We start from the raw sequence: 16,677 nt of genomic DNA on the forward strand, positions 1-16,677 counted from the left end.
TGTTTCCCGTCACCATTTAATCATTATTACAAACTTTTTGCTGACTGCCCGCCCGCGCCGACGCTACCGCCCAGATAGGCGCTGCGCACCTCTTCGTTGTGCAACAGTTCGCTGCCGCTGCTACTCAGACGAATTTCGCCATTGACCATAACATAACCGCGATCCGCCAGTTGCAGTGCGTGGCGCGCGTTCTGCTCCACCAGAAACAGCGTCATGCCCTGCTGCGTCAGCTCGCGCAGGATGCTGAAAATCTGCTTCACCACCAGCGGGGCCAGCCCGAGACTGGGTTCATCCAGTAGCAGCAGACGCGGCCGGCTCATCAACGCGCGGGCGATCGCCAGCATTTGCTGCTCGCCACCGGAGAGCGTCATTGCCCGCTGTTTCCGCCGCTCCAGCAGGCGTGGAAACAGCGTGTACATGCGTTCTTTATCCTGCTTCATGTAGCGCTCGCCGATGGCGATGGTGCCCATCAGCAGGTTCTCTTCCACCGTCATATCCGGAAAGATGCGCCGTCCTTCCGGCGCCTGGGCAATACCGCTGGCGGCGATAAAATGGGTCGACCGCTGGCTGATGGGTTCTCCACGCAGGCGAATTTCACCGCTGGCAATGCGCGGCTGACCAAAAATCGATATCAGCAGCGTGGATTTTCCCGCACCGTTGGCCCCAATCAGCGCCACAGTTTCCCCCCTCCGCCACGGTTAGCGACACCTGCTTCAGCGCCTGCACCGGGCCGTAAAACACATCCACCTGTTCAAACGCCAGCATTGCTTCAGCCATGCTCGCTCTCCTCTTCCGCGCCGAGATAAGAGGCGATCACCTTCGCATCGTGACGAATCTGCTGCGGCGTGCCTTGGGCGATCACGTCACCGTGATCCAGCACGACGATGTGATCGGAAATGCGCATCACCATCGGCATATCGTGTTCAATCAATAGCACGCTGATGCGGTGATCGGCGCGCAGCTGGTGCAGAATCTGGCTCAGCGCCTCGGTTTCGACCGGATTGAGCCCCGCTGCGGGCTCATCCAGGCAGATCAGCTCCGGCCGGGTGCACATGGCGCGCGCAATCTCCAGCCGCCGCTGCTGGCCGTATGAGAGCGTGCCGGCCAGCCGGTTGGCACTGCTGACCAGATCAACGCGCTCCAGCCAGTAAAAAGCGCGATCGAGGGCGCGACTTTCCGCCGCACGATAGCCACGGGTATTGAGAATGCCGGCCAGCAGCTGACGGTTGACCTGCATATGCTGCGCCACCAGCAGGTTCTCCACCACCGACATCTCGCGAAACAGGCGGATGTTCGGAAAGGTGCGCGCCAGACCGGCGCGATTGACCAGATGTGCTCCGCCGAACATCTTGTACCAGATGCGCGAGCCCAGCCGCGCCGGCCGCAGCCAGTCACCCGGCTGTATTTTCTGGCCCAGCACCTGAATCACATCGGTGCTACGCTGATGGGCATTGAGCACAATGCGCCCGCCGCTGGCGCGATAAAATCCCGTCAGACAGTTAAATACCGTGGTTTTGCCCGCGCCGTTGGGGCCAATCAGCGCGGTGACCGAGCCGCGCTCCACGCGCAGGCTGACATCATTCAGCGCTTTGATGCCGCCAAAGCGCATCATCAGGTTATCAACCTGCAGGATGGCATCACTCATGGCGTACTCCTTTTCTCAGCGGCACACCGACGCGTGCGGTGCGCACCAGGCCACGCGGACGCCAGATCATCATCAGCACCATCAACATGCCAAACAGCAGCACGCGGTACTCGGCAAAGCTGCGCAGCAGCTCGGGTGCCACCGTCAGCACAAACGCGGCCAGCACCACGCCGAGCGTCGAGCCCATCCCGCCCAGCACCACGATGGCCAGAATCAGCACGGACTCAAAAAAGGTAAACGAGGTGGGATTAACGAACCCCTGATAGCTGGCGAAAAATACCCCGGCAATACCGGCGGTTGAGGCGCCGAGCATAAAGGCCGACAGCTTCACCAGCACGTGATTCAGCCCCATGGCGCGGCAGGCGATTTCATCTTCACGCAACGCTTCCCACGCCCGGCCAATCGGCATGCGCGTCAGCCGGTGCTTGATAAACAGCACCAGCAGCACTACCAGCACCAGCACCACGTAGATAAAGATGAACTTCATGTTGGGGTTGTAATCGAGATGCAGACACTGGTGGTACGGTATGCCGCCCTCCTTTGCCCGGCGGGCGAACTCAAGGCCGAGAAAGGTCGGTGACGGCACCGAGACGCCGTTCGGCCCCCCGGTGAACGACAGCCAGTTGTTCAGCACCAGTCGGATAATTTCACCGAAGCCGAGCGTGACGATAGCCAGATAGTCACCGTGCATGCGCAGCACCGGAAAGCCGAGCAACGCACCGGCCAATGCCGCCAGCAGCGCAGCGATGGGAATCATGCTCCAGAAACCCAGCCCGAGATATTGATAGCCCAGCGCCAGCCCGTAAGCACCAATGGCGTAGAATGCCACATAGCCCAGATCGAGCAGCCCGGCGAGGCCGACCACGATATTGAGCCCGAGTCCCAGCAGCACGTAGATCAGTCCGAGAATCGCCACCGTCAGCAGATACTTGCTGGAGAGAAACGGAAACACCAAGGCCACAACCAGCAGCAGCGGTATTATCCAGCGCAGGCGCGAGCGGTAACCGGGTTCACGCACGTATACGCCGTCATCGTTGCTCTCAAACTTGCGCAGAAAACGGCGCACCACAGCGGTATGCAGAAACAGCCCCAGCAGCAAACGTCCTGCCATTACCACCGCCACCAGCAGCGCCACGCGCAGCGGCGACAGCGTAAAACTGTAGCCGCTGAGCACCACGCCCACCACCGTGCCGAACACCACCAGCGCGACAGCACCGGCCAGCAGCGTGTCGAGCAGCACCTGACAGATGCCGCTTGTTTGCGTCATTGCATTCATTCTGGCTTCCTCACACTTTGGCGACCAGCGGTCGGCCCAGCAGTCCCTGCGGACGGAAGATTAAAATCACCACCAGCAGCGAAAACGAGAACACATCTTTGTAATCGGAGTTCACCAGCCCGGCGAACTGCGCCTCGGCCACGCCCAGCAGCAAACCGCCCAGCATCGCGCCGGGCAGCGAACCGATGCCACCCAGCACCGCCGCGGTGAAGGCTTTAATGCCGATAATAAAGCCGGCGTAGAAATCAAACGTGCGTAGTTCATGGTAACCAGCACGCCCGCCAGCCCGGCCATCGCCGCGCCGATGACAAACACCAGCGAAATCACCCTGTCGGTATTGATACCGAGAATCGATGCCATGCGCCGATCCTGCTGGACCGCACGGCAGATACGGCCCAGTTTGGTGTACTGGATAATCCAGGTCAGCAGCGCCATCCCGCACAGCGCCGCCACCAGGATAAACACTTTGGTCTAGGTGATTTGCACCACGCCGCCGTCGATCTCCATACGCAGCACGCCACTGAGCAAGGTTGGAATGCCCTGCTGATTCGGTCCTTGACTGAGCTGCACATAGTTTTGCAGAATCAGCGACATACCAATGGCAGAGATCAGCGGTGCCAGCCGCGTGGAATTACGCAGCGGGCGATAGGCAATGCGCTCGATGGCCCAGCCGTAAGCGGCGGTGACCACAATGGTGAACAACAGCGTGCCAAAGATCAGCAGCGGAAAGGAGTGAATGCCGAAGTAGCTGAGCAGCGCCAGCCCGATCGCACACAGATAAGCAGAGATCATGTACACCTCGCCGTGGGCGAAGTTAATCATGCCGATAATGCCGTAAACCATGGTGTAGCCGATAGCGATCAGCCCGTAGACCGCGCCCAGCGTTAGGCCGTTAATCAGCTGCTGTATAAAGAAGGCGTCCATATTGTCTCTCGCAGGTGGAAGGCGTGCACAGGTCACTCTCAGATGCGAACGGCCCCGCTGCGCGCGGGGCCGCAGAGCGAATTACAGCTGGTGATATTTGCCTTTGTCATCCCACAGATAGACCACGTAATCCGAGACTCTAAGGTCGCCTTTTTCGTCCCACGCCTTCTTGCCCATCACGGTGTCAACGCTGTTGGCCTTCAGCCAGTCGCTGGCTTTGGCATTGTCTTTACCTGCCGCTTTGTAGGCGGCGGCCAGAGCCTGAATGGAGGCGTAGACGTAAAGCGTATACCCTTCCGGTTCAAAACCGCTGGCGCGGAATTTTTCAATCACCGCTTTGCCATCCGCGATGGTGCGCGGGTCATTGCCGAAGGTCATGTTGATAGGACGTGAGATATTTAAAAGGGAAACGTGCGATAAATGTGGATCTACCTGGGACAAACTGGATCTATCTGGGACGGGTGAGGTAATTAAGTTTCACATAGTGAAACAGAAATCAGTACTCAAATCGACCGATTATTGAAATCATGTTGCTACTTGAAGTCGTATCCGGTTCAGTCAGGAGAAGAGCCTGATGGCTTTCCTGCTGTAATTACTTTTCAGTATGTGAAAGAGAAAACAGAATCAAAATCACCTGCCATTGCATCTTTCCTCAACGATAATCTAGAATCTCGTTTGCTAGTACATCGATTCTTATACTACGTGAGGAAAGTGCAATGAGTAATAACAAAGACCAGAGGCATGACCGCGTTGACTACTCTGACGACTCCAAAGGTATGGTGACGATTGTTTTCGACAAAGATACGCTTCGTAATGAGAAAACAGACTCATCTTCTAAACCAGTCACACCACCGCCATCCAGACCAGCCCGACAATAACGTTACTCTTCAGGGAGAACCCTTGCCTCTTTGAACCTGGTTCTCCTTACCTGTACCCGCGCTATCTGATCCGCAGGGACATAAGTCGCCAGTGCTCCCCAGGTTTCATGCAGTACATCACTGCATGCTTTCCAGTCTGTGCTGCCAGCCGCTTTTTCATGGGTTACATAGAGCAAAATGTCTTTTTCGTTTCCCAGAACAAAGCATCCGCATGGTTGCCCTTCAAAGTGGCCAGGTGCTTCCGACAAAAGCGTTGAGCCATTTTTCAGGTAAACATAGACTTCCGAAACATAGTAGCCACGCTGGTCAAACATCCTCTGCCAGGCAGAGTGGGTGCTGTCAGACCACGATATATCATATTTCCGCAGGAGGCCATACATCCATTTCTTGCCGTATTTGCGCCAAACCGAACCTGCAATAAAAGCAGAGATAACAGCCGGAACAGATGCTATGTAGGTGTTGAACCCCAACCACACTGCTGAATGATAAAGCCCGGCGGGTAAAAGACAAAAGACCAGGGTCGTAAACGTGATATCAACAGGCTTATGGTGCTGTTTCAAGCCAACATTGGCAATAAAATAACCGATGTAGCCAGAGGCCAGTGTTACCAGAGTTGCCCAGGGCAGATTCAGCAGCGATGCCTCTATCATTCAATCCTCCTTCGCCTCGTGTTGCCAGGACTCATTAGTGCTTTCTCGCAGAACATTCTTGTATACATATGGCAAACAGACTAGTAAACACCTTTAATGACGTTGAGGATTTTACCCTCATTGCACAACAAGTGATGAATCGAGCATATGAAATATTCTTCTATTGTCTGGTTAGCATTAAACCAATACTCACTATCTGGTGTACAGGTTATGTTTTTCTCTCCGACGTTTCACTGTGTGAAACAAGAAACAGTCATCGAGGCGGCTTATCTTCATCTTCAAACAGATTGCCCTGGATGCGGGCCAGTTCTTCTTTTTTAACCCGTTTGACTACCGAATAAATCCACTGTAACGAGACTTTGTATTTACGCGCCAGCGCGTGGTGGTTATGGCCGTTGAAGTCAGCAAATATCTCCCGGTCACGCTGATTAATTTTCCACATCAACCCCATTGGAAAATAGACATTTTGCCCGCCCCAGACCGCCATCATCTGACTGGCGACGGCATCACCTATCTGGCTGGCGACAGCAGGGTCAACATCGATAATCTGCCTGACAGTCTGGGCGGTGTGTTCGGCCAGCTCAACCAGTAACTCCGGCCCTTTGCTACGAAAGGTATTCTCTAGCATGATGCTGCCCTCGCCACGCGCTTTTGCCACTGCTTGAGTTTCTCGATAACCTGGCTGGCCTGTTGGCTGTCCAGCCAGTAAGGCGAATCACAGCCGGTTTCCCGTTTAACAAAGTGGGCCAGGGCTGTTGCTGACGCATCACGGACAATGCCCTCCTGGGCCATTGCCTGCCACAGGGCCTGCATTTTCTGGAGTTGCGGACGGTCGGTCTGCTTTTTTGTATTGGCTTGATGGGGCTGGATACGGAAGCCTTGTGTCTTCAGGGCGTTTAACACCTGCGCCAGTTGACCGGGATTCAGGGCTTTTGCCGATGTTTTCCCCGTCAGCCTGTGCAGCATCTGGCGGTAAGTCGCGTCATCCAGTTTGAGCTGGTGGGCGGCAATATGGATTAACTGCAGGTACTTTTGTCGGGTCATCGGTGACGTCCTTTATCGTTGTGGTCGGGGTCAGGTTTCCTTATGCGGTGAGCAAAAAATAATCCTTCGGGGTTTGAAGGATTATAAAATGAATGGCGTTATTATACAATTGAATGGTTTACATGCCGCTTTTCCGCTATGACTTCTTCACGCAAATCGCCCTGGCATCAATATCCCTGAAGGTTTCAAATTTTTTCGCAAACAGTCTGGCGGCCTGCTGACAGGCGGTTGCCGTGTCAAAATCCTGTGTATGCAGGGAGGAAAAAACATTATCGCTATAAGGACTGGCGTACATGGCCAAAATTAATATCCACATGGCGATGTCCTCCCCGTTAACCGGCGGGTTTATTGTGAGTGTGTGGCGTTGATGGCGAATTTGTCGTGATACCTTTTAGTGGCACGACATCCCAGTTAAGTATCCAGGCGCTATAAGGCTGTCCGCAGTGTGGGCAGGCCAGCAGCAGGTCAATTCCCCACTCGCCGCTTTCCGGTTGCTGGATAATCCGGGCCTGGGCAGGATTCAGGTGACGGGTTGCCTGATGGCAGCTGATGCAGGTAATGCTCATAACGGGTTTTCCTTATCTGAGTCGACGATGAGTCCGGCCAGTATCCCGAAGGCATGTTGAAATTCACAATACGCGGCGGCAGAATGGTCTGCCCGCAGGTGATGCATGGCGCGGTTTATGTGCCTTTCAATCTGGCGGCGCAGAGGTTTTATTTTCTGATAGCTCATGAGGTCACCTCCTGCCCGAAGGGCGTAATAATGAAATCCTCAAGCTGGTGATGAAAGGTAATGCCGCGAATATTAAGGGGCCTGATGGTATCCTGATTTTTTAGCAGGGCATTTTTATCCACCTGTGCCTTGCGAATAATGCAGTGGTGTTGCCCGTTTTCTTCCAGCGCCTGCAGGATATCGTCCATTCCTTTTAGCGAAACGGATGGCGGGCGGTTACGCCATGACACCTCGCCGGTTATCAGGTTGGCGGTTTTGGTTTTGCCGTTTTGGGTAAGCTCCTCCCGGTTGGCCTCGCACCAGGTCTGGATACCTTTTTGCAACAGGGTGATGCGGGCCTTCATGGCTTCAATATCAGCCGCATGCTGATGCGTTAATCGTGCAATTTCATCATTAATCTGCGTCTCCAGTCGGGTCATTTCCCGCTGGATATCGCCCAGATTTTTAATATCGCTTATCACCTGCTCACGAGTTTGCGGGGTGCAGGCACCCGCCGCGGCTTTAAGCCGCGTTATTTTCTTTGCCATCTTTTTTACCTTTTAATTAACAACGTCGGGAATTAAACGCGCTCGAAAATAATGTCTTCAGGGGCGTCAGTGTGTTGAATATGCTCAAATAAATTCATGTGGTATCGGGCCGCTATTTCACCAAGACGCTGGTCTTGTTCATTAAAATCACGGCAGTTTTCGCAAATCGATAAATAGGTTTCATAGTCCTGTTCGGTAATATCCACGGTTTTTGCCAGATAAACCGATTGTCGTGCGGTAATACGGACAGGGCGTGTTTTCATGATTAACGTACCTCCCAGGTGATTCGGCAGTTATCTTGCAGGAACTGGTATTTTTCCCAGCGGCCCTGACGGTCAGTACCCAGGGCATAGCGAACGGCATGGCCCTTTTGATGTAAGGCATCACACCGTCGGTCATGCCGCAGGATAATGGTCGGACGGCTATAGCCATCAACGGTAAACTGACTGACGGTAAAGCCCTCCTGGCTGAGTTTGTCCATCACCGACAGGCATTGCCTGAACTGCTGCTGGATGGCCTGGTAGGTCATCGCTGACGGGTTTTTAATGGTCACGGCGGGGTTCAGCATAAAAGCCTCCTTTAATGCACACTGTGAATAATATTGGCGTCGATAACCGGGATGGCGTTCTCGGCGGCCAGGTTCATGGCGTCGGTCACCAGATTGCCGACAGCGAGCGGGTAAAGCAGGCTGACCGGCGTGTCTTTTTTCGGGCGCAGCCAGCTCAGGCGTTGACGCAGTGCCGGTATCGCGTCCGGGCCGAGAACGTTGTTCATGTCGCCACCGACGCGTTTAAACCTGAAATCAAGAAAGTCGCTCAGGTGTTCATCCAGCGGCGGCAGGTCAATGACCTCGCAGCGCTGTACCACTTCCCTGACCGCTAACAGGCGCTCGGATAACTTGTCGCCCAGCTCGGGTTGTCCCAGCAGGACGATGGACAGCAGTTTTTTAAAACCGTCTTCCAGCTCAAAGAAGCGTTTGAGGTGCTTTAAGGTCGGGATGGGCAGGCAATGGGCTTCTTCAGTCACCAGCACATGGCTGTACCCGGCACGGCTGCTCTCTTTTAATAGTCGGTGTAACTGACGGAAGCGGGCTTCGGGTGAGCGTTTGAGTTTTTCCAGTGGGGCCAGGGTGTGGACAATAGCCTCGGCGAGACTGGCGGCTTTGAGGGTCTTGCCCTGATGGTCGTTGTCTTCCATCGCCAGCACGTAGGGTTCAATCACCACCACCGGGGCGTTTTCCCGATAAATGCGGTCAGTCAGGTCACGACGCAGGGTACTTTTACCCGAACCGGATTCCCCGATAACCGCGATAAAGCCGCCATAGCGGGCGGTCTGGTACAACGCCTCGCGCACATAACGGCTTTCAGGGGTTAAAAACACATCTTCATGACCCTGTACCGCGTTGTCATCAAACGGGGCGCGAAACAGCCCAAAATGCTTTTTGGTGGCAGGCAGTAATACCTGTTTTTTGAGTAACATGGTGTCCTCCTCGTTGCTGGGTGGTGTGTGCTTTTCCCTGCCGCCGGACGTAACCCCGTCAAAGCAGTCGTCCGTCGCGATACCCTGGTCACGTAACCAGGCCCGGATACGGTGTTTTAGCGCGTCGGTGTCCTGTTTCGGCCACTGGTGGTGATTGACTATCTGCGCCAGTGTCGCCCCGGAAAGGTCAAGCGCCCGGGCCAGTGCTGCCTGTGTCAGATTGTGTTGTTGTAACAGGGTTTTCAGTTTCAGCATGATGGCCTCCCGTTAACCGTGACTGGCCAGGGGGACCACCACCCCGGTGGACTGGGCCATCAGTTCATCACCCAGCGCGTCGACCTGGTCGGCGGGGATGCCGTCCGGGAAGCGCTGGGTCAGCGTGGTGTAAAATTCACTGCGCCAGGTCTTGCCCGCCGCCTGAAAACGCGCACGCAACTGTTGAACCACCACGACCGGGTTTAATCGCTCTTCAAAACGCGGGGCACAAACCGTGGAGACCTGCCCCTGTCTGGGGAGGTAAATCGGTGGGGTATCGCGTTCATTATCAAGATAAGGGTTAAAGCGACCGCCCAGTGGCAGCGCCCTGGCTTTTTGCGCGGCAGCGGTTTCCCCCGGTGTGGTGGTTGCCATACAGGGTCTGCCCGACTTCCGCCAGATGGTGTTGCGCCGTGGTGTGGGGTAATGCCCTGAACGATTCGCCGGGTGTCGGGCTGTTGAGGTCAAAGCCGTAGTCGTCTTTCGCCACTTCCGGCATCCGGCAAAAGACTTCCAGTCCGTTCTCATTCATCATGACCACCTGCGCTTTACTGTCGCGCCAGGGGTTGCGCACTATCTGTACAGTGTCGCCCACGCAAATGCCGGGGACTTGCCGTACATCGTATTCACTCCCCCTGAACGACACGCGAAGGTGAGTGCTGACCTTACGGTTTTCCGGCAGACTCACCGCCAGTTCGCGGCAGACGTCAACAGGCGGTGCCTTGATTAACTGTCCAGGGGTAATACGCAGCCAGCAGTCGGTGCGGGTCATGCCGGTACGTCGGTGGATGGCGGTACGGTTGTATTTTTTACGCCATAACCCGACCAGGCGGTTGAGTTCATCAATATTATCGACTTGCACAAACCGCAGACCGGATTCAAAATGGCACTCGAGAATGTCACGCGCCTTTTCCACTGAGCCGGTGGCGCGGGCATTGCCGGCTTTATGGGCGATAAGCTGAATACCGAGGGTTTGACACAGGTTGCGCAGGGTGGACGAGACCAGCGCGCAACCGGGGTCGGTATAAAGGATGCGCGGCACGCCATGCAGGACGTCGGCCCCACCGCGCTCCTGCATGGCATTAATCAGTACATCGGTAAAGTTTTGTGTCGTTTCGCCGCCGAAGCGGTACTCGGCGTAAATCCAGCCGCTGGTATGGTCAGTCAGCTCAAATGACCAGACGCGGTCGTTAACAATGCGGTCGAGATTTTTTGGCTTGTTCTTGTTAAATTCCGCCTCACTCATCATGTGCAGGCCGGTGTCACGAGTCGTGCTCCGCTTGCCTGGGTTTTTCAGGTAATAAAGCACACACAGCGACGCATCCAGTTGCCAGACATGATTGGGATGGTTGGTTTTTAGCTGGACGCAAGGGGCAGGCGCGCCTAACTGGCTGGGGTGCAGGCGGTAACGGTACAGCGCCCGGCTGATGGCATCCACCGACAGGGGGTACCACTCGCCGGTCTCGTTATCAGTATACCCGGCATGAATCAGGTTGTTCGCCCGCAGGTCATTAACCGCCTGCTCCAGGCTGTAAAGGCGTTTGCCGTTCTTGCGATGCGAGGCCATCATCACGCCGGATATCTGCAGGGCTTCCTCACGGGTCAGGGCACTGGTGCCACAATCCACCCGCTGCCTGCGCGGCGGTTTATAGCTCACCTGTTTAATTTTTCGCAGCAGTGTGGCTCTGGAAATGCCGAGTGCCTGGCAACCTGTCTGATAAACAGCGTCTTTGCCGCCATGCCCGGCTTTTTCGGCAGCCTGGGCAATCGCCAGTATGCGTTCGGTCAGGATGGGGTTCATTACTCCACCTCCTCGCCGCTATCCTGTCCGGTACCGCGTAAATGTTCAGGTAACTGAAAATCCGCGTCTTCTGCCTCTGCATCGGCGTTTACCCAGTCAGGTACGGTCTCTGACGGGGCGTGATGGGGCAGTGTAAAATCACTGCGTAACACATTGATTTCAAACTCAATATCATTAAGCAGGCCCGCTAAATAGTCGGCGTGGGACGTGATATCACCACTGTGACTACTCAGTTTTTCCAGCCCTTCCCGAAAGCGGCCCATTAATATGGCTTTAACATCAAAGCCCACCAGGCCAATCTCTTCACGGAGCTGACGTATTCCCTCTTCCCCTAATGGGCGATGCTGATCGAGCAGGCGTTTTTCGCTCAGTTCATTGAACTTTTGATCTTTCTCATTGGCCAGGCGGCGGCTGGCTTTAAGTGACTCTTCCGTTTCACGCAGTTTTGCCCTAAGTTCCCGCACCGACATGCGGTCAACCTCATCGAGCGTCAGGCCCGCGATGGTGCCGCCTTCGGCCAGTTCGGCGAGGTCTTCGTCGTCTTCGGTCATCAGTTCAAAGAGCTTAGCTTTACCTAAACTCGCTAACGTTAGCGAGTTTTTCTGTAACAATGGTGATGTATATTTCAAAGCTGCTTTCATTATCGAATTTGCAGTTCTATGAGCCATTCCTAGTTTTTCAGTAACTATCTTAGTAAACTCCCCATGCGGCTCATTCTCTTTAAGAATAATCAGTCGCTTCCCCGCCTCCAGCATGGCTTCGGCACTCTGTGCCATATAGAAGCGCGCCTCATGCACAATACGTTCTCTTTCATAGGGCAGGCCTTCGCCGTACCTGTCCATAATCGCCTGCTGATGTTCAGCCAGGGCGTTAAGATTGTTCATTAAATCCGGCGACAGGGGCTGTTCGGGGGTGATTTCAGCCGTTATCGGTAACGCTTTTCTACCCATGATTTTTTCCTCTTACGGTTTTGACGGTGAGGCTACGCAGCGACCCCGTCGTTCTGCCATCCTGATTTGCGCCCGTTCGGTTTCATCAAAAAAAGCCAGGGCAATCTGTATCAGTTCTTCACTCAGGGCGTAATTCCCGTTGAGGCGCCGTTCAACCATGCCCTCTTCCATTAAAAACGGCAGGGTGCGACTGATATTGGCGGGTGAGTCATTGATAAGCGTCGCCAGGGCTTTATTGGACAGACCCTCGCGGTAATGCCCCTTCATGGCTTTCAAAATACGCAGCGCCCGCCGTGTGCGTGAAGAAGCATGGAGCGATAAGGTGTTTTTCATCGGAGAGCCTCTTTTTCATTAATGGAAATTATGTTACCGTCAGTGAAACGGGCGAATGTTATTTTTTATAGCGCTTTTTACCTGATGGCATGGGTTTTCCCATTATCTGTTCAATAGCCTGTTTAATTTTGCGCGCTTCCCCGCGCCAGCCCTGGCAGGAGCCATCAAGCAGCATGTATACCTGATAAGGTTTAAAGCCGGATTGGCGTGCCCATGCCGCCACCGTCGGATAGTCCTGATAGACGCGGTCATAAAAATTTCGCTTAAAGTCGGCGGGGTGTTGTAGTGACATTGTTTTGCCTCCGTCATAAAAAGTTAAAAATAAACATACCAATACATGCGAAATAATGTAAAGTCTTTTTTTGTCTGTTTTTGTATATCTCTTATCACCATTAAAAATCACTGGCTGTTATCGGCCTAGAAGGAGACCTGTATGGCAAAGAAAAAAGCGGCAACCAGCCTGTCTGTAACTACGGCGGACAATATCACGATTGCGGGGGGGCAATTGCATACCCTGAAAAAAAGGCAGAAAACAGCGCCCAACAGGAGGTGATGGCGCGTTTCGGAGATGGCTTACCCTATGAAAGAGAACGTATTGTGCATGAGGCGCGCTTCTATATGGCACAGAGTGCCGAAGCCATGCTGGAGGCGGGGAAGCGACTGATTATTCTTAAAGAGAATGAGCCGCATGGGGAGTTTACTAAGATAGTTACTGAAAAACTAGGAATGGCTCATAGAACTGCAAATTCGATAATGAAAGCAGCTTTGAAATATACATCACCATTGTTACAGAAAAACTCGCTAACGTTAGCGAGTTTAGGTAAAGCTAAGCTCTTTGAACTGATGACCGAAGACGACGAAGACCTCGCCGAACTGGCCGAAGGCGGCACCATCGCGGGCCTGACGCTCGATGAGGTTGACCGCATGTCGGTACGGGAATTGCGGGCAACATTGCGTAAAGATGAAGCGGCGCTCAAGCGCAGCCAGCAACTGGTGGCCGAAAAAGAGAAGCAGTTGCAACAGTTAAGCCAGCAACTGACCGATAAAACCTTTCCGTCTGCCGCGAGCGATAAGCAGGCTCCGCTCGATACCCAGCAGTGGGTGACGCTGACCCTGGAAGGGGTGAACCAGGTGGAATACGTCACCGACGATATCCCCGGCATTGCCCGCCCCGCCAGATACTGGAGAGAGTGACGATGGCACCGCGCAGTCATATCGATGTATTGCCTCCATCGGTGCGTGAATGGCTCGACCGGGCGCTGACGGAGCGCAATTTCAGTGGCTACCGGGAGCTGGAGACCCTGCTGCGGGATAAAGGGTACAGCATCGGTCGGGCGCAGATTTCCCGCTACGGTCAGAAGGTGCAGCGCCGCTTTGCCGCCATTCGTGAAGCCACCGAGATGGCACGCGTCATTACCGAAGGGGCGGAAGACGACCAGGACAAGCGCTCGGAGGCGATTATCGCCACCATTCAGGCCGATATTCTGACGGCGCTCATCGACGTGCGTGAGGCCAGTGATGAAGAGATGGCGCCCGCAGAGCGTGCGTCGCTCCTGGCCAGGGTGGGCAAAAGCATTGCCACCCTGACCCGCTCGTCGGTCAGTCTCAAACGCTATCAGGCAGAGGTGCGCGATAAAATTGCCGCCCAGCTGGATGTGCTGGAGCTGGAAGTCAAAAACAACGACGGCCACGTCAGCCTGGAAACCGTGCAGCGTGTCCGTCAACAGATTTACGGGATCATCCAGTGAGCGCGGCACTGGAGCTTTACCCTTACCAGCAGCGCTGGCTGCTTGACCGGCCGCGCTTTAAAATCGGCCAGTTTGCGCGCCAGACCGGCAAAACCTTTACCACCACGCTGGAGCTGGTTGATGACTGTTTTGAGACCGAGGCCCTCTCCCGCTCACGCGAGAGGGAACCGTTCTGCGTGGTGTTCAGGTGAAGCACGTTATTTACCTCTTCTCACCGGGCTGCCCCCTCTCCCGCTCGCGGGAGAGGGTTGGGGTGAGGGCCAGCACCCGCCCCTCACCCCACGTGATGCCGCGTACGGTACTTATCGATCAGCACCGCTATAATGATCACCCCGCCCAGAATCACCGCGGCGATCGCGTCCAGCTCATAGCCAACGCCGAGATTGCCGTTAGCGCTGTACAAACGCGACGCGCTCATCAGGCCACCCAGCCCGGACAGCAGGCCGCTCATGGCGTACACAAACACCAGCACCGCGCCGACTTTAATACCGGTCAGGCGCGCTGCCTGCATGTTGCCGCCCACCGCATAGATGTGCACGCCAAGCGTGGTGCGGCGCAAAATAAACCAGCACAGCGCAATCACCGCAAAGGCAATGATAATCAGCCACGGAATCGGTCCGAGATAACCGTTGCCTATCCACTCAAAGTTGATATCCGAATTGATCACCGTGGTGCCGTTAGCCAGTAGATAGGCTGCCCCGCGCAGCGCTGTATAGGTGCCCAGCGTAACGATAAACGGCGGCAGGCCCGCCCAAGCGACCAGAATGCCGTTGAACAGCCCCATGATCAGCCCGGCTCCGAGCGCGGCGGGGATGGTCAACCCGGCAAACGCCGGATCGAGCGACACCACCATCGCCGTGGTGCCCAGCATTGAGCCAACCGACAGGTCAATGCCACCGGTGAGAATGACAAACGTCATGCCTGCCGCCAGTACAATGTTGATGGAGGCCTGACGCGTGATATTCACCAGGTTAGCTTCGGTAAAAAAGTTCGGGGCGACAAAGCCAAATACCGCCACGATCAGGATCGGCAAGATACCCACGGTTTGCAGCAGGTCACTCATCAACGCACGTTTTAGCGTTGGACTTTTTACGCGTGCGGTTTCACTGGTCATTCCCGTCTCCTCAGGCCTGGACCGGCTGCGCGCCGGTGGCCAGTGTCATTATATTTTCCTGGCTAATCTGCTCGCCGCTCAGCTCGCCAGCGATGGTGCCTTCACGCATCACGTACACGCGGTCGCTCATGCCTACCACTTCCGGCAGCTCGCTGGAGATCATCAAAATCGCCACGCCCTGCTGCGCCATCTGGTTCATCATGCGGTAGATTTCACTCTTGGCGCCGACATCCACGCCGCGCGTCGGCTCATCAAGAATCAGGATGCGCGGCGCTATCGATACCCAGCGCGAAATCAGCAGCTTCTGCTGGTTGCCGCCGGATAATCCGCCGGCGCGCACCTAGGCGTGCGGCACGCGGATATTCAGCGATTGAATTGCCTCGCTGGCGATCTTCTGCCCTTTGCGCCGGTTAAGCAGGCCGTAGCTGGCATCGCGCTCAAGCGTGGCCATCACTATGTTTTCCTGCGCCGCCAGTTCCAGGAACAGTCCCTGCTCTTTGCGGTTTTCGGTCAGATGATTTACCGCTAGGCGAATTTCGCCGAAGGTAATGGCGCGATCTTTGTTAAACAGATCGCTGAGCGGACGGCCGACCATCATGCGCACCAGTTCGCTGGCGTTCAGCTGTTCGCGCGTCAGGCTGCCAACGTACTGGCCGTCGCGCAGCACGCTGACGCGATCGGAGAGTTCATACACCTCCGCCATGCGGTGGCTGATGTAGATGATCGCCATGCCTTCGCTGCGCAGGCGTTTGATCAGTGCAAACAGCTGTTCGGTTTCGCGGTTAGAGAGCGCAGCGGTGGGTTCGTCCATCACCAGGATGCAGCTGTTGCGATGCAGCGCGCGGGCAATTTCCACCTGCTGCTGCTCGGCGATGCTCAGGCGGCTCACCAGATCGGTGGCGCTGAACTGCGCGCCAAGGCGGTTAATCACCTGCTGCGCTTCTTCCGCCATCTGGCGACGCTTCACCAGCCCGCCACGGGAAATTTCACTGCCGAGAAAGATGTTTTCTGCCACCGTCAGATTCGGCGCCAGGTTGATTTCCTGATAAATCAGGGTGATCCCTGCCGCCAGCGCCTCTTTCGGGCCCCCTGATAGCGTAGGGTTGACCATCGATAAGAATTTCCCCGCTGCTGGCGGTATACGCGCCGGCCAGAATCTTCATTAAGGTACTTTTACCGGCACCGTTTTCGCCCATCAGCGCGTGCACTTCACCCGGCCAGACGGTCAGGTCGACGCCTTTCAGCGCATAGAAGCTGCCGAAGCGCCGGGTAATTGCCCGCATTTCTAATATCGGTGTCGCCGCCATCTTCAGGCTCCTG

17 protein-coding genes and 6 pseudogenes are annotated in these 16,677 nt (G+C 55.3%); 3 read left to right on the forward strand and 20 right to left on the reverse strand.

From position 1 onward, the window contains the following. Nucleotides 1-26: 26 nt before the first annotated feature. From AC6I8M_RS11110 to AC6I8M_RS11195, 18 genes and pseudogenes are all read right to left on the reverse strand, one after another. Nucleotides 27-777, reverse strand: a pseudogene (locus AC6I8M_RS11110) (ABC transporter ATP-binding protein). Then, nucleotides 770-1,645 (reverse strand): ATP-binding cassette domain-containing protein, encoded by an 876-nt coding sequence (locus tag AC6I8M_RS11115; protein ID WP_010618242.1) that lies wholly within the window; start codon nt 1,643-1,645, stop codon nt 770-772. Before AC6I8M_RS11115 ends, AC6I8M_RS11110 begins: the two are co-directional and overlap by 8 nt. Beyond that, on the reverse strand, nt 1,638-2,921 hold the full coding sequence (gene livM / locus AC6I8M_RS11120; protein WP_058948885.1) for a high-affinity branched-chain amino acid ABC transporter permease LivM: 1,284 nt from the start codon (nt 2,919-2,921) through the stop codon (nt 1,638-1,640). The genes AC6I8M_RS11115 and livM overlap by 8 nt, the downstream gene beginning before the upstream one ends. Before the next feature lie 10 nt (nt 2,922-2,931). Continuing rightward, nucleotides 2,932-3,845, reverse strand: a pseudogene (locus AC6I8M_RS11125) (ABC transporter permease subunit). An 81-nt stretch (nt 3,846-3,926) separates the two neighbouring features. Next, nucleotides 3,927-4,223 (reverse strand): annotated as a pseudogene (locus AC6I8M_RS11130) (branched-chain amino acid ABC transporter substrate-binding protein); the annotation flags it as partial. A gap of 502 nt (nt 4,224-4,725) precedes the next feature. Next, nucleotides 4,726-5,373 carry a hypothetical protein gene (locus AC6I8M_RS11135; RefSeq protein ID WP_022547328.1) on the reverse strand — a complete coding sequence of 216 codons (648 nt, stop codon included), beginning with the start codon at nt 5,371-5,373 and terminating at the stop codon, nt 4,726-4,728. A 253-nt stretch (nt 5,374-5,626) separates the two neighbouring features. Beyond that, on the reverse strand, nt 5,627-6,001 hold the full coding sequence (locus tag AC6I8M_RS11140) for a Mor transcription activator family protein (protein ID WP_498013374.1): 375 nt from the start codon (nt 5,999-6,001) through the stop codon (nt 5,627-5,629). Beyond that, the gene (locus AC6I8M_RS11145) at nt 5,995-6,417 is read right to left on the reverse strand and encodes a gp16 family protein (RefSeq protein ID WP_498013375.1); all 423 of its coding nucleotides are present in this window, start codon (nt 6,415-6,417) and stop codon (nt 5,995-5,997) included. Before AC6I8M_RS11145 ends, AC6I8M_RS11140 begins: the two co-directional genes overlap by 7 nt. 136 nt (nt 6,418-6,553) lie before the next feature. Next, nucleotides 6,554-6,733, reverse strand: a complete 180-nt coding sequence (locus tag AC6I8M_RS11150; RefSeq protein WP_022547326.1) for a hypothetical protein — start codon at nt 6,731-6,733, stop codon at nt 6,554-6,556. Nucleotides 6,734-6,979: 246 nt separating this feature from the next. Next, nucleotides 6,980-7,150 (reverse strand): hypothetical protein, encoded by a 171-nt coding sequence (locus AC6I8M_RS11155; RefSeq protein ID WP_010617120.1) that lies wholly within the window; start codon nt 7,148-7,150, stop codon nt 6,980-6,982. Continuing rightward, nucleotides 7,147-7,677: a host-nuclease inhibitor Gam family protein gene (locus AC6I8M_RS11160; protein WP_010617119.1), complete on the reverse strand. Its 531-nt coding sequence runs from the start codon at nt 7,675-7,677 to the stop codon at nt 7,147-7,149. Before AC6I8M_RS11160 ends, AC6I8M_RS11155 begins: the two co-directional genes overlap by 4 nt. Nucleotides 7,678-7,709: 32 nt before the next feature. Then, entirely contained in the window at nt 7,710-7,940 is a 231-nt protein-coding gene (locus tag AC6I8M_RS11165) for a hypothetical protein (RefSeq protein ID WP_010617118.1), read from the reverse strand. Between the two features lie 2 nt (nt 7,941-7,942). Beyond that, complete coding sequence (locus AC6I8M_RS11170; protein WP_010617117.1) at nt 7,943-8,245, reverse strand: HI_1482 family protein; 303 nt, start codon at nt 8,243-8,245, stop codon at nt 7,943-7,945. A gap of 11 nt (nt 8,246-8,256) precedes the next feature. Beyond that, nucleotides 8,257-9,411 carry an AAA family ATPase gene (locus AC6I8M_RS11175; protein WP_498013376.1) on the reverse strand — a complete coding sequence of 385 codons (1,155 nt, stop codon included), beginning with the start codon at nt 9,409-9,411 and terminating at the stop codon, nt 8,257-8,259. 12 nt (nt 9,412-9,423) lie between these two features. Next, nucleotides 9,424-11,212, reverse strand: a pseudogene (locus AC6I8M_RS11180) (integrase catalytic domain-containing protein). Continuing rightward, on the reverse strand, nt 11,212-12,162 hold the full coding sequence (locus AC6I8M_RS11185; RefSeq protein WP_498013377.1) for a DUF3102 domain-containing protein: 951 nt from the start codon (nt 12,160-12,162) through the stop codon (nt 11,212-11,214). The pseudogene AC6I8M_RS11180 and the gene AC6I8M_RS11185 overlap by 1 nt, the downstream one beginning before the upstream one ends. Nucleotides 12,163-12,174: 12 nt before the next feature. Then, on the reverse strand, nt 12,175-12,495 hold the full coding sequence (locus AC6I8M_RS11190) for a helix-turn-helix domain-containing protein (RefSeq protein ID WP_022547321.1): 321 nt from the start codon (nt 12,493-12,495) through the stop codon (nt 12,175-12,177). 58 nt (nt 12,496-12,553) lie between these two features. Next, nucleotides 12,554-12,898 carry a helix-turn-helix domain-containing protein gene (locus AC6I8M_RS11195; protein WP_498013378.1) on the reverse strand — a complete coding sequence of 115 codons (345 nt, stop codon included), beginning with the start codon at nt 12,896-12,898 and terminating at the stop codon, nt 12,554-12,556. 149 nt (nt 12,899-13,047) lie between these two features. Here AC6I8M_RS11195 and AC6I8M_RS11200 point away from each other — a divergent pair, with 149 nt between their 5' ends. The 3 genes and pseudogenes from AC6I8M_RS11200 to AC6I8M_RS11210 form a co-directional block, all read left to right on the forward strand. Continuing rightward, nucleotides 13,048-13,689 carry a DUF3102 domain-containing protein gene (locus AC6I8M_RS11200; protein WP_498013379.1) on the forward strand — a complete coding sequence of 214 codons (642 nt, stop codon included), beginning with the start codon at nt 13,048-13,050 and terminating at the stop codon, nt 13,687-13,689. A gap of 2 nt (nt 13,690-13,691) precedes the next feature. Continuing rightward, complete coding sequence (locus tag AC6I8M_RS11205) at nt 13,692-14,243, forward strand: DUF3486 family protein (RefSeq protein WP_022547924.1); 552 nt, start codon at nt 13,692-13,694, stop codon at nt 14,241-14,243. After that, nucleotides 14,240-14,386 (forward strand): annotated as a pseudogene (locus tag AC6I8M_RS11210) (terminase large subunit domain-containing protein); the annotation flags it as partial. The gene AC6I8M_RS11205 and the pseudogene AC6I8M_RS11210, both read left to right, overlap by 4 nt. A gap of 131 nt (nt 14,387-14,517) precedes the next feature. Here the strand turns inward: AC6I8M_RS11210 and AC6I8M_RS11215 are convergent. Both AC6I8M_RS11215 and AC6I8M_RS11220 read right to left on the reverse strand, forming a co-directional pair. After that, nucleotides 14,518-15,357, reverse strand: coding sequence for an ABC transporter permease subunit (locus tag AC6I8M_RS11215; protein ID WP_010615575.1), 840 nt, complete (start codon nt 15,355-15,357; stop codon nt 14,518-14,520). Between the two features lie 10 nt (nt 15,358-15,367). Further along, nucleotides 15,368-16,664, reverse strand: a pseudogene (locus AC6I8M_RS11220) (sugar ABC transporter ATP-binding protein). Between the last annotated feature and the right edge of the window lie 13 nt (nt 16,665-16,677).

The sequence above is a fragment of the Type-A symbiont of Plautia stali genome (genome assembly GCF_059731155.1).

Bases quoted from the DNA above. Each gene is read 5' to 3' on its own strand.
- AC6I8M_RS11115 (WP_010618242.1), bottom strand. From the start codon at position 1,645: ATGAGTGATGCCATCCTGCAGGTTGATAACCTGATGATGCGCTTTGGC.
- livM (WP_058948885.1), bottom strand. From the start codon at position 2,921: ATGAATGCAATGACGCAAACAAGCGGCATCTGTCAGGTGCTGCTCGAC.
- AC6I8M_RS11135 (WP_022547328.1), bottom strand. From the start codon at position 5,373: ATGATAGAGGCATCGCTGCTGAATCTGCCCTGGGCAACTCTGGTAACA.
- AC6I8M_RS11140 (WP_498013374.1), bottom strand. From the start codon at position 6,001: ATGCTAGAGAATACCTTTCGTAGCAAAGGGCCGGAGTTACTGGTTGAG.
- AC6I8M_RS11145 (WP_498013375.1), bottom strand. From the start codon at position 6,417: ATGACCCGACAAAAGTACCTGCAGTTAATCCATATTGCCGCCCACCAG.
- AC6I8M_RS11150 (WP_022547326.1), bottom strand. From the start codon at position 6,733: ATGTGGATATTAATTTTGGCCATGTACGCCAGTCCTTATAGCGATAAT.
- AC6I8M_RS11155 (WP_010617120.1), bottom strand. From the start codon at position 7,150: ATGAGCTATCAGAAAATAAAACCTCTGCGCCGCCAGATTGAAAGGCAC.
- AC6I8M_RS11160 (WP_010617119.1), bottom strand. From the start codon at position 7,677: ATGGCAAAGAAAATAACGCGGCTTAAAGCCGCGGCGGGTGCCTGCACC.
- AC6I8M_RS11165 (WP_010617118.1), bottom strand. From the start codon at position 7,940: ATGAAAACACGCCCTGTCCGTATTACCGCACGACAATCGGTTTATCTG.
- AC6I8M_RS11170 (WP_010617117.1), bottom strand. From the start codon at position 8,245: ATGCTGAACCCCGCCGTGACCATTAAAAACCCGTCAGCGATGACCTAC.
- AC6I8M_RS11175 (WP_498013376.1), bottom strand. From the start codon at position 9,411: ATGCTGAAACTGAAAACCCTGTTACAACAACACAATCTGACACAGGCA.
- AC6I8M_RS11185 (WP_498013377.1), bottom strand. From the start codon at position 12,162: ATGGGTAGAAAAGCGTTACCGATAACGGCTGAAATCACCCCCGAACAG.
- AC6I8M_RS11190 (WP_022547321.1), bottom strand. From the start codon at position 12,495: ATGAAAAACACCTTATCGCTCCATGCTTCTTCACGCACACGGCGGGCG.
- AC6I8M_RS11200 (WP_498013379.1), top strand. From the start codon at position 13,048: ATGGCGCGTTTCGGAGATGGCTTACCCTATGAAAGAGAACGTATTGTG.
- AC6I8M_RS11205 (WP_022547924.1), top strand. From the start codon at position 13,692: ATGGCACCGCGCAGTCATATCGATGTATTGCCTCCATCGGTGCGTGAA.
- AC6I8M_RS11215 (WP_010615575.1), bottom strand. From the start codon at position 15,357: ATGACCAGTGAAACCGCACGCGTAAAAAGTCCAACGCTAAAACGTGCG.